Annotated in this window: 11 protein-coding genes; 8 read left to right on the top strand and 3 right to left on the bottom strand. The window is 30.7% G+C overall.

What is annotated here, in order from left to right:
- Positions 1-243: 243 nt before the first annotated feature.
- Positions 244-1,053 carry a hypothetical protein gene (locus tag Q4Q35_RS05485; protein ID WP_303276941.1) on the top strand — a complete coding sequence of 270 codons (810 nt, stop codon included), beginning with the start codon at positions 244-246 and terminating at the stop codon, positions 1,051-1,053.
- A gap of 43 nt (positions 1,054-1,096) precedes the next feature.
- Here the strand turns inward: Q4Q35_RS05485 and Q4Q35_RS05480 are convergent, their stop codons facing one another.
- Positions 1,097-4,390, bottom strand: coding sequence for a DUF2723 domain-containing protein (locus Q4Q35_RS05480; protein WP_303276940.1), 3,294 nt, complete (start codon positions 4,388-4,390; stop codon positions 1,097-1,099).
- A gap of 81 nt (positions 4,391-4,471) precedes the next feature.
- A complete protein-coding gene (locus tag Q4Q35_RS05475) occupies positions 4,472-5,389 on the bottom strand; it encodes a response regulator transcription factor (RefSeq protein WP_303276939.1) in 918 nt (305 codons plus the stop codon).
- Between the two features lie 828 nt (positions 5,390-6,217).
- Here Q4Q35_RS05475 and Q4Q35_RS05470 point away from each other — a divergent pair.
- The 4 genes from Q4Q35_RS05470 (at position 6,218) to Q4Q35_RS05455 (ending at position 9,487) form a co-directional block, all read left to right on the top strand.
- Positions 6,218-6,505 (top strand): hypothetical protein, encoded by a 288-nt coding sequence (locus Q4Q35_RS05470; protein WP_303276938.1) that lies wholly within the window; start codon positions 6,218-6,220, stop codon positions 6,503-6,505.
- Between the two features lie 132 nt (positions 6,506-6,637).
- On the top strand, positions 6,638-7,423 hold the full coding sequence (locus tag Q4Q35_RS05465; RefSeq protein WP_303276937.1) for an MbnP family protein: 786 nt from the start codon (positions 6,638-6,640) through the stop codon (positions 7,421-7,423).
- A gap of 53 nt (positions 7,424-7,476) precedes the next feature.
- A complete protein-coding gene (locus tag Q4Q35_RS05460) occupies positions 7,477-8,520 on the top strand; it encodes a cytochrome-c peroxidase (RefSeq protein ID WP_303276936.1) in 1,044 nt (347 codons plus the stop codon).
- A complete protein-coding gene (locus tag Q4Q35_RS05455) occupies positions 8,495-9,487 on the top strand; it encodes a transporter family protein (protein ID WP_303276935.1) in 993 nt (330 codons plus the stop codon). The genes Q4Q35_RS05460 and Q4Q35_RS05455 overlap by 26 nt, the downstream gene beginning before the upstream one ends.
- Positions 9,488-10,000: 513 nt before the next feature.
- Here the strand turns inward: Q4Q35_RS05455 and Q4Q35_RS05450 are convergent.
- Positions 10,001-11,398 carry an O-antigen ligase family protein gene (locus Q4Q35_RS05450; RefSeq protein ID WP_303276934.1) on the bottom strand — a complete coding sequence of 466 codons (1,398 nt, stop codon included), beginning with the start codon at positions 11,396-11,398 and terminating at the stop codon, positions 10,001-10,003.
- 445 nt (positions 11,399-11,843) lie between these two features.
- Between Q4Q35_RS05450 and Q4Q35_RS05445 the strand changes: the two genes are divergently transcribed.
- From Q4Q35_RS05445 to Q4Q35_RS05435, 3 genes are all read left to right on the top strand, one after another.
- Positions 11,844-13,391 (top strand): transglutaminase domain-containing protein, encoded by a 1,548-nt coding sequence (locus Q4Q35_RS05445; RefSeq protein WP_303276933.1) that lies wholly within the window; start codon positions 11,844-11,846, stop codon positions 13,389-13,391.
- Positions 13,392-13,736: 345 nt separating this feature from the next.
- A complete protein-coding gene (locus Q4Q35_RS05440) occupies positions 13,737-15,395 on the top strand; it encodes a hypothetical protein (protein WP_303276932.1) in 1,659 nt (552 codons plus the stop codon).
- Positions 15,392-17,188, top strand: coding sequence for a T9SS type A sorting domain-containing protein (locus tag Q4Q35_RS05435; RefSeq protein WP_303276931.1), 1,797 nt, complete (start codon positions 15,392-15,394; stop codon positions 17,186-17,188). The genes Q4Q35_RS05440 and Q4Q35_RS05435 overlap by 4 nt, the downstream gene beginning before the upstream one ends.
- Positions 17,189-17,190: the final 2 nt, after the last annotated feature.

Here is a 17,190-nt window from a genome sequence, read left to right as displayed (position 1 = left end):
TAAGGCTTTTTAAAATGATCTTTGAATAAAGCTCCTCAAAAAGGAGTTTTTTTAGTTAATTTCTATATTTTTTAGAGCCTTGTGCAACGATTACCATGGTTAGCGCACGTAGTTTTATTTGTTGTATAACTTTTAGATTTGTCGGAATTACTAATTGCATTTTGTTTGAGATAGATTGTCGTTTTTGATAAGTTGTTACTAATTTGAATTTGTTACTTTTGCCTCCTAAGAAACCCGTCTCAAATGAAAAAACTACTTGCTTTTCTATTAATTATAAGTATTTTAAATTCTTGTAGTGAAAATGATACTTCACAAGAAACTCAACTTTATGTGGCTCCCTCAGTGAGGTCTTATACAACTTATACATCTGAGAACTCTGTAACTTTAAATGGTTTTATTGATCTATCTAATATTGTTTTTCAAGAACCAGATACTTATAATGTGGGTTTTATATTTAGGACTGGAAGCGAAAATGATTCTAGTAATGATCAAGTAATCGAACTACAAGGTGATGTAGAATATTATAATGGTACATATACGTTTAATCAATATATTGGCTCTTTAGAACCAAATACGACTTATTACTACACTGCCTATACAAAAAATGGTTCTAGTGAAAAAGATGATTGGGAGGTATTCACTACTTCTGATTTTCCTTGTACGTATGCACAAGATAATTATTTAAGTATTTCTGGAACATGGCAGAATGCTAATTTAGAAATTACCGAACCTCTATGTTGTGATGAAGGAAACGTTGGATTTAGGTTTGGGAGTTGGCCTAATATTTATGAAATCAATTTTAATGAACTGAACAATGGGTACCCAAATACGGGACAATATTTTGGTGTTGATTACTGGTTTGACATTTCTTATATCGAAAGAGAGCTTGTAAAATCTACCAATCAAGTATTGATAGGAAATGACTCTACTCCCGAGACTGAATTATTTGTTAATAATGATGGTGAAACAATAACATTGGTTTTTTGTAATACGATTTTAAGAGATGGAAATATTTTAAACGGAAAGGTTTCTGTTGCAATTCCCCAGAATTAAATTGGATGAGTAAACTTTGTTAATTGGCTTATTTGCAAAATTATTATTTATCCTTTTCTAATGCCCTATCGCTGTAGAAATGTTGAAATTTTATTATTTCCTCATTAAATAATAAAGTTTCCTTTTCGGCAAAATCCTTATTATCGTGTCTAATGATAGTTTCTAAATTCCTCCGATAGGCTTCCATGCTCGACATGATCGTTTCTATCCCATTATATTGTTCGTCTAACGGAATACCAGCATAATAGTTAAGTCTTTCTTGGTATACTTTTTTCAATTTTTGAAATAAACCTCTGGCCTTAGTGGTTTCCCCAACCTGATAGTAACTATCAACATAGGGCTCCAAAAAAGTATAATAACCAAAATAGTCTACAGGAATGTTTGTCATAGCTATATCAATTATCTCCTTGGCCTTATCCATTTTGTCTTCCTCTATCAATTTTTCTATCAATTTGGCCAAAGCGGTGCGTAGCATAAGACCACCCTGTTTCCGTGTCTGTGGGTCATGATATATGTGGGGACTACCGGAATTACCCCAATCTAAACTCTTAACGATACTATGCCCTAAATCTTCATCTACCCTTCCCATATATAATCCGCCCTCATACTCAGTTTTTATCGGCACTAATTTATAAGCAATGCCATCTAGTTGCAAGTAGTCTTTCATCCAGATAAATTCTTCGTCTTCATAACTCCCTCCTGAAAAGTAAATAGGGCGTTCCCAATTGTTATTTGCAATGACATCTAGCATCATAATTCTATTTTTAGTCAATACCGTTTTTGGTAGATCGATGTCAATATAATCAACGATAAGCGCAGCGTCTTTTTCTTTTACCAAACCATTACGCAATACAGTATGTTTGTTAACATCTATGCGAATTTTGTTGGTAGGATAGTAAACAAGATTCAGGGTACTCTCAGAATATTGGCTTAAGTCAGCTCCCTGTTTTTTTAAGATATGTTTTAATTTTGTTTGAGGGTTATCACTTCCTACCCAATTCATAAAATCTTTAATATTCCAGCGTTTTTCGGCTATTCCCGGAAGCCCTTGATAATAAATAGCATCTCTTGTACCGTATTTGTACTTATCATGTGTGAGTTGTGATGGGATGGGATCGCTTTCGTATGATTTTCGTTTCGCTTGATCAATATACCAATCTGTTGCGAAATAACTGGTAACAAGAATTCGAACATCGGTGCGGTAACCTTCAATTTCCTGGATATACCAAAGAGGAAAATTATCGTTGTCTCCAATCGTAAACATGATAGCCCCTGAGTTTTCTTGAGTAGAATCTAGATAGGATTTAGCAGAAGAGCGAGCAGTATATCGATTAGACCTGTCATGGTCATCCCAATTCTGATAGACCATAACACAGGGAACAGCCAAAAAACAAATAACCAAAACAGCTGGTACTAATAGTTTAGATCGAATCAATTTTTTAAATACATCAAACATTCCATAAACTCCGAGACCTATCCAAATCGCAAAAATATAAAAAGAACCCACCAAAGAATAGTCTCGCTCACGAGGTTGAAATATTGTAGGGTTGGTGTAAAACTGGATAGCAATGCCTGTAAAGATGAAGAATACAAAAAGCACCCAAAACTGTTTGAGGTTTCGTGAAATCTGAAAGATTAGGCCAATAATACCTAATAGAAAAGGTAAAAAGAAATAGGTGTTTCTACTCTTATTATGCGTTACTTCATCTGGTAAATTATTCTGACTACCATGATGTAAACGATCTATAAAGCTAATTCCGCTTATCCAATTTCCATGGCCGTTATAGCGACCTTGAATATCATCTTGTCTTCCAACAAAATTCCACATAAAATAACGCCAATACATATACCCAAATTGGAACTTAAACATGTATTCCAAGTTGTTCCAGACAGTGGGTGGCTTGACTTCAATAAAGTCGCCGAACTCATTTAAGAATTTTATGTATTGTGCTTCATCAATCTCACCGTCGGCATACCTTCTTCGAAGTTGATTTACGGCACTTACAAGTTCTTTATTCGACCTAAATTCAGATTTAATGTCGAATTCTAAAGCACCGAAATATTTCATATAATTTTCAGCATTCATTTGACTCCACATGCGAGGTAAAATTCCAATATGTTTTTCATTAGGACCTTGTAAGGCATTTTTATAAAGATTTACGATTTTGTAGCTGCTCAATTCCTTATTTCGTTCATACTTTGGATGATCATCTTTATCCTCTCCAGATGGAGCAAATCTGTCAGAGTAATAAGCGCCATAAAATGGACTATCTGTGCTTGGGTATTGTTCCCGGTTATAATAAGCAAGAAGTGCTCTGGCATCTGAAGGATCATTCTCGTTAATCGTAACATGAGCGTTAGCCCTTAATGGTAAAACTAGCCAAGAAGAAAAGCCTAAGCATAAAAACATTATGGAAAGAACCAATGTATTTGCCATTCGATAATGGTACTTATGAGTATATCTCAAGGCAAAAAAGAAGGTGAATATTAAAAGAAGCCCAACAATAATAGTCCCTGAGTTAAACGGGAGTCCAAAGCTATTTACAAAAAATACTTCACCCCATCCAAAAAGCTTAAGCATATAAGTTAAAGGAAACTTAAAAACTAACATAAGTATGGCCACTGCAATTATATTGGCTAGAATAAAATTTCTTATCGTAATAATCTTGTGTCTTTTAAAATAATAAAGCAGTACAATTGAAGGAATAGCTAAAAACCCCATAAACTGGACGCCAAATGTTAAACCAATCACAAAAGCAATGAGAATTAGCCACTTATCACTCCGAGGGTCATTCAAATTATCTGTCCATTTTAATCCTAGCCATAACAATAATGCCATGACTAAACTGGCCATAGAGTATACCTCTGTTTCCACAGCATTGAACCAAAAACTATCTGAAAATGTATAGGTTAAGGATCCGATGAGTCCACTTCCTAACACGGCAATGGCCATATCATCTGTGAGTTTTCTTTCCTTGAAACTGAGCTTTCGAGTTAAATTAGTTATTGTCCAGAACATGAAAAGAATGGTAAAGGCACTAGACACACAAGAAACATAGTTTACCATAAAGGCTATTTTATTAGATTCGAGGGCAAATAGAGCAAAAAAAGCTCCTATCATTTGAAATAAAGGTGCTCCTGGAGGATGCGCGATTTCTAACTTGGCAGAAGTGGCAACATATTCTCCCGAATCCCAAAAACTTACCGTAGGTTCAACGGTAACTGAAAAGGTGAAAAGGGCAATAAAAAAAGCAGCCCAGCCCAACCATTTATTCCAAAATTCAAATTTCTGTGAAGGACTAGAAAAGAACTGTTTTAATTGTATAAGATTTTGCATCGTTTCTTTTGAGATGCAAATACGGAGCTATTGGTATGAAAAAAAGGAAAAATGAGTAGGATTTAAGTACTAGTACCGGTACTAATTATGTATTTTATGTAGAAGTTCCTGTCGGTTGGATACTTTTAGCTTACTATAAATATTGGTGATGTGTGTTTTTACTGTACTCAGGCTAATAAAAAGTTCGTTCGCAATCTCCTTATTGGATTTTCCCTCAAGAATTAGTTTTTTGATAGTACGTTCTTGTTTGCTAAGTTCAGGTAAAGTCTCTACATATTTTCTCTTAAAGAATGTAAAACAAATCAATCCGAAAACAATTACTACTAGAATAATATTTATGGCCTTGCTCCAAGCGTATTTGTGTTCCACAACCTCTTTGGTCAAAAAAGCCAGTTTCTTTTCGAAAAATTGGTATTGTGTGGATGGTAGTTTGCTTTCCTGAAGCTCTTCCAATAAGGTTAAATAGTATTCTGGGTTTTTGGCAATGTCCTGATTTAATAAATTTTTATCTTCTAACTGCTGAACAGCTACCAATTTTACAATTAAAATATGCAAGGAGTCTTTAAAAAAGGATTTTCTTTCTTTATCATTATGCCCAAACTCGTCATCTGCCTTTTGAAGCCTTTGTTCAAACTCTCGTAAACGTTTCCATTCCTTATCAGCTAGATTAGTGGTGTTATATTTTGCAAAAAGCTGAACCCCAGATTTAAAATTAATACTATCGTGACTTGAAAGAATAAAGGGTTTACTTTTGGCAATAGTATCGTTTCGTATTCCTAAGCGATTTAAATGTAGTTGGTAAAAAGTATCCTGATTTGAGAGAAGTTTGCTACTAAAAGAGAATGACCCGTCAGCTCCAAGAGGAGACCATGCAACTTCTTTAGTTGTTTTGGGGTTTTTAAGGTCTTTAAGGTTTAATTTGTATAAATATACTTTATGCTGTTTCGTAATTTGATCCTTTAAGTCAAGTCGACCCGAGATAGCGGTTTGCGCTTGCATTCCGAAGCTGAAGAGAAGAACATATATAAGGTGTTTTTTACACAAAATAGTTATCTAAGAAAATGAGTTATTAATGGATTTAAATTTACTCAAAATATTTTTTATTATATCAATATAATGATTGGGATTTAAGGTTAGACTTTTAGCCTTATAAAACGACCATTTTTTGTGACAGTTTTATCAAAGTACAAGGCTTTTCCTAGAAGTGTTTTATTCGAGGTTTCTTTAGAGGTCTTCTAATAAATAAAAAGGCTTCAATATTTTTGTTAAAGCTTTTGTGCTGAATGCAGAACTAGCTAAAATTCCAAATTGTAAGTATTAATAGGTCATTTCAAAGGATAGAAATTCTGCTGACACAGAATCGACCTCTTTTTATGAAAATATTAACATTTAATTCAGGGTTATAAACAATTTAAACTAAATGGAACCAAATTTAATGAGGTTTTTAAAAGGTCTATTTTTGTCATATATATGGAAGTTTCCATGAAAATCAATTATAAGTTATGAGTCAATTAATTTTGTTAACTGGTTCATTTGTAAGATTATTAGTTGAACAATGTGGTTATAGCTCACATATAGATAATCGTTGATTATTCATCTATCAAAATCCCTTTTTATTCACTTTGTTTCTTTAATCTATTTGATTCTATTTCTACTTTAATTTTAACAAAACTCACTTCCATTTTAGAACAAAATATAATTGAAGTTTAGTAATTTCGCATCTGGATTATTTAGACATTGAAAAAAGTATTCTTCATATTACTGTTGCTCGCTTTTATTGCAAAGCCAATATATAATTTAAGTTATTTGGTATATTATCAAGTTAACATGGATTATATTATAAATACTTATTGTGTTAATAAGGAAAAAGTAGAGTTAGCTTGTAATGGTAAATGTCATTTAGCGAAACAATTACAAATAGAATCAAAAAATCAAGAGGATAATAAAGCCGTACAATTATTTACAGAATTTTTTTCTTTAGTTTTTTACCAAAAAAATGCTCCTTACAATTTAATCGAATTTATAGAGCATCAAGATAGAAAAATGAACAGTGCCAATAATCAAATCTATACTTACACTTTTGGCTATAAGCATTTCAGACCTCCCTTAGTATAAATTATTTTCTTCGAATGAGAGCCTTTGAGCTTTCAAAAATTCAAAATAACATAAAAACTAGTTAAATACGATATCCTAAATATTACGTACGGATGGTATTTATATTACTTTAAAATAAAACAAATGAAAATCATGAAATTTACATTTGCGCTACTACTATGCGCAGTACTATCGTCATGCTCATCTGATGACGATATGGAGGATCTAGCAGGTCAAACAGGAGATTTGGTAATTAAATTCGATAATGGTGTTGGCGACCAAGATTTTATTTTTCAAACTTCATACAACAAATCTAATGGCGAGTCATTCAAATTGGAAACGTTAAAATATATTATTAGTAACATAAGGTTTAAAGATGATGAAGGCAATGTGTTTATGTACCCATCTGAAAAGAATGTGTTTATAGTAAATGAAGCTGATGGGAATAATGCGGGAGAAATATGGGTAACATTAGAAGATATTGATGCCGCAAACTATACAGAAGTTACTTTTGGAATCGGTATCGACCAAGACCGTTTTGCTTTAGGCGCCGATGGTCAAGGTGATTTTTTGACCGAAGCAGAAAATGAAGGAATGTTGTGGAGTTGGGCTACAGGTTTTAAGTTTATAAGATTTGATGGCACGTATTCTACAAGTACAGTAACAGATGAAGGTTTAAATCTTCATATGGGAAGCGTTGGAACAGCTTTAGATAATTATAAGGAAACAATCTTAAGTTTACCAAACACTGTTTTAGTAAGAAATGAAAAAACGCCTGAGATTCATATTAAAGCTGATATTCTGAAAGCTTTTGAAAGTGTAACTTCTGTTAATTTCGCAGATGGCTATGATCAAGTACATGTTGATGCTGTTGAAACACCTGTTATAGCTGCTAACGTAGCTACTATGTTCTCTGTACATCACGTGCATAACGACTAACCCTATAAAGACCTATTGGGTGTTTTAGCATCCAATAGGTTTCATATTTTATCATGAAAAAAGAAATTTTAGTTATAATAGGACTAATACTATGGTCATGCTCAAAGTCGTCAGAAGAGGTTGCTTATGTACCAGTTCCTATGGAGGTGGAGATACCCACTAATTTTCCAGATATAGTATATAATCTAGATAATAATCCAGTCACAGAAGCAGGTTTTGAACTAGGTAAGCAGTTGTTTTACGAAGGAAAATTATCTGCGAATGACGCCATTCCATGTGCCTTTTGCCATGAACAAGCGTTTGCATTTACCCACCATGAACATACTGTAAGTCATGGATTAAATGACGGTGTAGGTAGAAGAAATGCACAACCCATTCAGAATTTAGCTTACCAATCTGAATTTATGTGGGATGGAGCAGCAACACATCTAGATTTACAGCCTGTGATACCCATAACAAGTGAAGTTGAAATGGGAGAAACGTTAAGCAATGTTATTTCAAAACTAAATGCAGACCTTTATTATCAAGGGCAATTTGATAAAGCCTTTGAAGATGGTGAAATCAATAGTGAAAATATGTTAAAAGCACTGTCTCAATTTATGATAATGATGATATCTTCAAACTCTAAATATGATAAGTATGTTAGAAATGAAGAAGGCGGCACTTTATCCACTCAAGAATTGGATGGCTTAGAATCGTTTAAAGCTAAATGCACTTCATGTCACGCAACAGATTTATTTACAGATCAGAGTTACAGGAATAATGGGTTATCAATAAACCCGAAGTTAAATGATAAAGGCCGTTTTAATATTTTTGAAAACCCTGACGATTTGTATAAATTTAAAGTACCAAGTTTAAGAAACGTAGAGAAATCCAAACCATATATGCACGATGGAAGATTTTTAACGCTTGAGGCGGTTTTGGAGTTTTACGATTCTGGTCTTGTCGATAATGGTAATGTAGACCCAGTCTTTGAAAGAGTTGATGGTTCTTTGGGAATTACATTATCAGATTATGAAAAAGAAAGTATTATTGCTTTCCTGAAAACACTAACAGATTACGAATTTTTAAATGATGATAGATTTGCAGAGTTTTAATAGAAAAATAGTACTATTAGTGTTTCTTTTGTTTCAGATATTAAGGTCTGAAGCTCATGTAAATAACCCGCCATGTGGCGAACATGAGTTACTGAGTTTTATGTGCGATTTATGTAGTTGTTCTACAAGTAGTGGAAGTTTTGGCTTTGGCACGTTAAGTAATACTAATTTTATAGGGTTGCGCTATATTTATCAAAATTTTGAATCCAAGGATGGGATTTTTGAAAATTCACTTACAAGTATGGAAACCTTTAATACTTATCAATTATGGGCACAAGTTCCTCTTAATGAAAAGGTGTTTTTGAGCGTTAATATTCCCTACCAAGATTTAGAAAGAAAGATAGATAATACTACTGAAAGTATAAACGGTATTGGAGATGGTAGTGTTATGGGATGGTATAAATTACAATTCTATAAAAAGCAAAAAGATTCGGTCGATTTTAATATGAATCGAGAAGTGTCAGGACATTCCTTACTATTTGGAATTGGTTTAAAACTACCAACAGGTAAGTTTGAAGAAGCATTAGCCGATAATGTTAATCCAGGGTTTCAAGTAGGCACTGGTAGTTTTGACGGCATCTTTTCTATGGGTTATAATTATGGAAAGGATAAATTTGGTGTAAATACCCTTATGTCCTATTATCTCAAGGGCGAGAATAAAAACGAATATCGGTTTGGAAATCAGTTCAGTTATTCGATGAATTTTTATACTGTTTTTCAAAAAGAAAAAATAAATATCATGCCTTTTATTGGGTTTTCGGGTGATATTTATGATGCTATAATACAATACGGAGAAACCTTGAAAGATACAGATGGCAATATTACAAATGCTACCATTGGTTCAGAAGTGATTTTAAAGAAAATTATTTTAGGCGTCAATTATACGTTGCCAGTACATCAGGATTTATTTGGAGGTAATGTGGAATCAAAGAACAGGTTTTCTTTATACTTAAACTATGCTTTGTGAAAAAAAGTTTTTGAAAACGTCTTGTATAGTTTCCACGACTTAAATATCAACAAATCAAAAAGGATAGGACAGTGCTATGAAATTGTGCTATCCTTCACATAACGGTCTTCGAAAGCTGTTAGTAACACTCAAAAGAATTATTATCCATAGGATTACTAAAGGCTTTGGAAAAAGTCAAGCAATTGAAGAAATGGTTATTCTCTTTTTGTTAGGTGACATCAAAAAAAGATTAATATTATCGATAAACAAAAACCACCTTAAAAACTATAGATTTGTTGTACCTGAAAAAATAAAAAGGCTTCAACATCTCTGTTAAAGCCTTTTGTACTCAAGGTGGAGTATTTAGTTATTTATAATATTTTGTAAATCAATAAGTTTAGTTGTATGTTATTTTATCACTTACTTTTTATAGATTCAGTATAATTAATTATAGAACTTACATGTCTTAAGATTTACTTTTATAAGATTACTAAATTTTTATTTCAAAACAAACAATCTCTCATTATTAATCTGTTAATAAGTTTTTTTACAGTTTTCTTTTTCTATTATTCTTTTACAGCTTTTTTTGTAGTTCGTAATTTTTTCTGAAGGTATTTTTATAGGGAAATCTATAAGTTCTTGAGCTTTTTGGCATAAAATATCTTTTTTCCCCCCAGTTTTAATGTAATATTTAATTAAATCCATTTTAGGTTCAAAACGAAAGGGTTGTGTGTATATATTTAACTCAAAGAGCTCTTCTGCTTTTGAGAAATCTTTTTCTTTTAAGTAATAATATGCTAATTGCCTTATGTTTTTAGGTTTAATGTTTTTCGATAAGCTTTCTCTCATAATATTTAAGCCTTCTTCTTTTATTGGATAATATTTATAAAGAATTTTTCCATACCCAAATTTTGATAGTCCATTATTTGAATATACATAAGTCCATTTTCGCCAATTTTCAATAGATATTTCTGAAATATTTTCTTTATTTTTATAGTTGGTAATTATAAACTTCTTAGCATATATTCTCAAACTGCCAATAGTAATGAGTATTACGAATAGTAATACAAATAAAGTTTCCAAAAGTTTATAATGCTTGGTCTTAAGCTTTTTTTCAGCAAAACAAATTTTGTGTTGTGAAAGAATAAAACCTATTATTCCATAAATTACTAAATTGTTATGCCTATGTACCGAAGAAAAAAGTGCTACAATTAACATAAAATAAAAAATTAAAATTCCTAGTATGGCATAATCCGAATTTGATTTTTTTAAAAAAATAGTTGTAAAAATCAATAACAAAAGTAACAACCCTATAAAACCGGTTTCATAGGTAATCTGCAAATAATCATTCATCGCTGCATAAATATAGTCACCCACCATAATTTCATTCCACCCTCTTTGAACGTTTTTAAAATAAGCTGCCTTAGCAGTATTGTAACCTTTTTCAAAAGAAAATAATCCATACCCTAACATGGGTTGGTTTTTGATTTCATTTAATGTGATTTTAGCAACTAATAATCTGCCATCTGCAGATTCTTTTTTGTAATCGTATAGCTTTTTTCCTCCTATCAAGCAACAAAGTGTAAACACAATTATACTAAAGAATTTTGTCCTTAAGTTAAGTTTATTTAAGGCTAAGGTTTTATTTTTTATTAAAAAAATAAAAAGACATACTATAAAACCTATAAGTGCAGCCCGAGATTTTGTAGTAATTAAAAGAAAAATATTAGTTGCGATATAAATTAACAGAATGTATTTCTTTAAAAGAGATAATTTTTTGTAGTTATAAAATGTATACCAGATAGAAATTAGTAACCCTATTACTAGGCTATATGCGAAATAATTAGGGCTTGTATGAGTTCCTACGGTTGAAAAAAATATTGTTTTACTCAACTTTAACCAACCAATATATTGTGATACTCCAAGTAACATTTCTAGCAGTACTTTTATATATAATATATAAATTAGCCCCTTAAAAATGGACTCTTTGTAAACCGAATACATAATTTTAAAAAAAAAGTAAATACAAGCATACGACACTCTAATCCATAATGCTCCATCTAGTATATTGCTTTGAGAGAACATTGAGAAATGAATTACTTGATAGCATACAAATAATAGTATGAGCCTGTCTATTACATTAAATGCTATATGGTTTTTCTTTTCGAAAATAACCAAGCAAAACCCCCATAAACCAGTTGATACTAATATATACTCGTTTTTTGGAATCTTTACAAAAAGATCAATTAAGGGAATAGTAATTAATATCAAACACAATAAAAAGAAGTATATATTTGTTTTTTTGTTTGAATTAACAAAATAAGTACTGTTTAAATATTTTTTTTTTAACACAAACTAATCAATTCTGTTTTAAATTATGGTTTTAAAAATACAAACATTTTTAATGTTATTTATTTCATTTTTGTCATTTGGACAAAAAAATAGAACTGAAGTTTTACAAAATTATAATAATGTACTTAAAGAAGTACAAAGCCATTATAAGGATGACCCTAATACTTATAAGTTAAAAGCAGCAAATTTTCTTTTAACAAATTTGTATTCACACAAATCATTAATTAGTGAGTTTTCAACTAAAGAAGGTGATCCATATAACTTTAATGAATTCAATTACGATAATATTGATTCAGCTGAAAATGATTTAAAATCTTTTATAAAAGCAGGTGGAAAACATAAATTCATCTCAATTTATGATATAGAAAAGGTTACTTCGTCTTTTATAATATCAATAGTTGATAGTTCAATAAAAGCATGGGAATCAAGCCCATGGAAAGGCAGTTATGATTTCAATACTTTTTGTGAATATATTTTGCCTTATAGAAATACTTTTGAACCAGTAGGAAACAACTGGAAACAACGTTATTATGAGCGTTATCATTCTCTAATTAATGATTCAGAAGATAAAGAAGACCCTATAGCTGTATGCACAAGTCTTTTGCAAGAAATGGATTATTTTGAATTTCAAAAAAAAAGAACACTTCCACAACCTGCTTTGAGTATTGACCAAATGCATTTTAGAAAAAAAGGAAAATGTGAGGATTTGGCTAGTATTGCATTACTAAATGCACGAGCCATTGGTTTAGCAGTTACCTATGATTTTACACCTCATAATGCAGCTTCTTCAAACTCACATTATTGGAATACAATTATTAATAAAAATGGAGATCATATTCCTTTTAACGGAAGCCTAGACCTTCCATATAATTATAATGCTAATCATAGGAGATTGGGTAAAGTTTTTAGAAAAGTATTTTCTAATCCTAAAAATAATTTAAGAAAATTCGTTAAAGTCAATCAAATACCAGAAAAAAAATTAAAAGACCCTCATATAATAGATGTTACCGATGAATATGTAGATACCTATAATATTGATTATAAATTTTCTAATACTAAAGACCAAAAGGTTGCTTATATAACTGTTTTTAATAAAAATAAATGGAGAGCTGTATGGTGGAGTAAAATCAGTAATGGTATTACAAAATTCACCGATATGGGAAGCAATATTGTGTATTTACCGGCACTAACCAAAGAGATGATTGATAATGGGGGAAAACGAGTTAGTTTGGCGTATGAAAAATACCCAATTTGGTTAGATAAAAAAGGAAATCAAACGGTTCTTAAGCCGAATTTTAAAAATAGTTTTTCATGTAGTATCTCAAGAGATAATGAAGAGGTTGGCCCTTATAGGGATTTTAATACCGTTGAGCTTATTGATGGTCAACTATTTAATTTGTACTATTGGGAAGGCGAATGGAAAATGATTACTAAACAAAAAGTAAAAGGGACCTCTTTATCTTTTAGTGGCTTACCTAAAAATACTTTATTTAGACTTACCCCCGAAAATCCTGATCGTTTTGAGCGTATTTTTTTAATAGATGATACCAATTGTAAGATAATTTGGTTTTAAATTATCTTACGCCCTCTAGTTTTTAGTATCATCATTGTTAAAATCACTTTCTATAAATATTTTTTAATTTATTTTACTCGCTGAGAATACTTGACATTGCTGTGTTTTACGGTTAAACCGTAAATGAAATGTGGGAAACCCGTAACAAAAAAAAATAAAATAATTTATATTTGGTTAACCAATTTTGTTGCTATTTTTTGTAAAGAAAACAATAAAGGATTTATAGCAATTTTTTAAATTCAAAACAATAATACGATTTTAAAAAAGTGTTCTAAGTTAGAGTATAAAACATATGTTCAACATAAAAAAGTCAATTTGTTTCGAAAAAAACACCTAACAACTATATTGATTATAATAATAAGTCAATCTTTTTACGGACAAGTATCTGATTTATTGCTAATAGAAAAAGAAAAGCAATATGTAATTCAGAAAATTTTACAAGAAAAAAATTCTGATGCTACTACATCTTTTATAAAAAAAGCACAACAAGCAAACATTTCCAAATCAGAAATAGATTCTTTATTAATTGCTAAAGAAACTTATTTATATCTACAAAAACGTATACAAAACAATGCTAAACTAAGAGATTCTCTTTTTTTGTTTTCAGAAAATAAAGGAACCCTTAAAAGAGAGAATTTCAATATGTACCGCAAAAAGCTAACAGATATTTTATCTCAAAAACAATTTTATAATTTATATAAGGACATTATTGATGCTAAATCAAAGTTGGCAGTTAAGCATAAAATGAATGAAGTTGTTAAAACCTACAAGGTTGAAGAAAGAACTAGAAAAGAATTACTTACCATTATAGAACCATTATATAAAGATATTTGTTTAGCTGAAGTATATTATAACTACGATAAGAAACTAGCTCAATATGAGAAGTATCAATTAGAAAAACGTTTAGCTCTTAAGGTTGAAGAAAAAATAAAACGTTTAGGCCTACAAAAGGCACATACTATTTTTGATTCATCAGATTCAAAAGTGATTGATTTTATTAAAACGGCCCGATCTTTAAAAATTAAAGACAGCCTTATCGTTGAAATAACAAATAGAATTGAAGATTTAAATCAACAATTAGAAAATTCAAAGAAATCGCAAGGCGTAAGTAAGCCAGAATATTTATATACACTTTATGATGATAGCTTAGATAGTTCAGATGCGTACCGAGCGTTTGAAAACTATGTGACTTCTGTACTTACTCAAAATCAATATCAATGGTTGTTTTGGGACCAACTTAAACCTAAAATTGACCAAATGTCTCGTCAAAGATTTGTTGAGTTTAGTACTAGATATAATTTAGATGATTTCAATAATAAAGGCAGTAAGCTATTGCAACAATGGATACATAGGTATGTTACTGAAGAAGTAATAGCGAATCGTTATTATGCTCATGAAAGTTCTTTGGCAAGCGTAAAAGTAAAATTAGTGAAAACTAAGGCTGATAAAAAGTATAAAGAAATTATTGAAGGTATCATTAAAAAACCTACAATTGAAATCAATGTAATACCAAGGGTTAAGGACTTTTTAGCAAATGCAGCAGAACAAGGTGTTGATATTGAAAAAACCCACAAAATTCTCCAAGCTTGTTTAGAGTATGAATTAAAGCAAGAAGAAATAATGGTGTTAAAAAAATATAATAAGACAACTGTTTACAGTTTAGAAAACGATGATAAAAAGATTCAAACTAGAGATTCATTCAGGTATTTTTTAACTAAAAACTTAACTAAGGAAGAATATCGAAAACTTTTTTGGAAACAACTAAAACCAGAGATCGATGCTCGTGTAAAGTCAAGACTCAATAAAGTAAGAGAAACTTATCCCAAAATAAAAGGAAGCCCGTTTGAAGAGCTACATTTAATGATTCAAAATCAAGTGACAAACGAAACAGTTGCTAAATATTATTATAGTTATGATAAGAAAATTGCCAAGCAGAAAGTAAAAGCACTTAATTACAAATTTAATAAAGAGTACAAAGAAAAAATAAAACAGAATAAAATATGAAAAATAAGCTCATGATGCTCTTTGTATTTACAACGAGTATCTTTTCAGCCTTCACTCAATCTGGTGATTTCGACTGCGTAGAAGATACAGCATTTCAAACAAAATTTATTGTTGGATCTTCTTATTATATTCAAAACATTCCCAGAGGGATTAAATTTTTAACACGTTTTGCAGAAAGTGGCTGTTTAGATGCTCAATTAAAATTGAGTGAAATATATTCTAATTCTGAAGATAAGTATGGGGTTTTTGATACTCAAAAAGCTTGCTATTTTGCTAAAAAAGCTGCAGATGCAGGTAGCGAAAAAGCTAGAAAATTACTTTTAGAACTATATAAAAAAGAAAATGGGTGTGATTTAGAAGATGATGAAATAGTTGCTTACATGACTTGTGATGAAAAAACGGATAAAGTTTACACCTTACTTAAAGGAAACACTATAGTCGTTGCAGATGAAATCAAGGCTATTGAAAGGCTTACCAAATTTGCAGATGAAGGTTGTGTTGAAGCTCAATATATTGTTGGTAAATATGCTAAAAAAGGTTTTAGAGATAAAATAGAGATTGATTATAACAAGGCTTATCAATATCTAACTATGGCTGTAAACCAAGGTCACCCAAGAGCTCATGCACATTTAGGACAACTATATGAAAGAGGTTATGGTTGTGATTTAAATTATAACAAGGCTTTAGAGTTGTTTGAGAATGGTTACCATCTGGGAGATGATATGAGTGCTTATTGTATTGGCTACGATTATCTAAGAGGCATGGGTAATGTAGAACAAAATTATGATAAGGCTATAACATGGTTTGAAAAAAGCAACTATCAAATGGCTAAACATTGGCTTGCTATATTAAATTATTTTGGATTTGGAATGCCAATTAATAAAGATCAAGCAATCGAACTTTTAGTAAATAATGAGGGTATTTATAATAGTCCTCGTTTATTAGAACACTTAGAACTACATAAAAATGATCCTGAAACTATTTTAGGAGACTTTAAAGAATTTGATATTGACCAAGAAACAGAACAGGTTAATGAGGTTTTAACTACAGAATATGAAGACTTTAATGTTGAAATTTCAATAGATAATATCACTAGTAACTGGCAAGGAAAATTAGTTGAACTAGATTTTGCAAGTGAATATATTGTTCGTGAATTCCCTATTGCAGTAAATCTAGAAAAAAACAGCAATGCAGATGCTGTAAATTATACAACTACCATAAATAACAACTCTTATTCTGGTGAGGGCATACTTCAAGATGAAAGTTTATATTTTGATGATTTTACAATATCAATTCCTAAACTATACAAAGACAATTTAGTGGATAGTTTAAGCTTAAAAGTCTTATCAGCAGATTTAGAACTTAAAAAATTAAATCACATAGAGTATTTAACTGCATTTGTTGAAAGTAAAGAACTGAATTGGAATGAAAAAGGAACTCCCCTATTATTAGTATTAACTAATACAGAAGTGGTTACAGATAATGGCGAAGTAATTAGTCAAGAAATCATTAACGAATTATTAAATACTCAGAGCAATAATTTTATAAAACTTTTCCCTAACCCATTTCAAAGTGATTTGTTAATCCAATATGATTTGGCTATCGAAGGTTATACTACTGTAGAAATTTATAGTTTACATGGAGGGTTTTATAAAAAAGTGGTAGATAATCATCTGCAACCAGCAGGCGAAAAATTATATTTTTTTGATGGAGATAATTTAGAAAATGGCTATTATGTTGTAAAAGTTACAGTAAATGGTCTAGTGCATACTAAAGTGATAATTAAAGAATAGAT

The organism is Flavivirga aquimarina (assembly GCF_030540835.1).
GTDB lineage: Bacteria > Bacteroidota > Bacteroidia > Flavobacteriales > Flavobacteriaceae > Flavivirga > Flavivirga aquimarina.
This window is presented reverse-complemented; position numbering and strand designations above follow the sequence as displayed.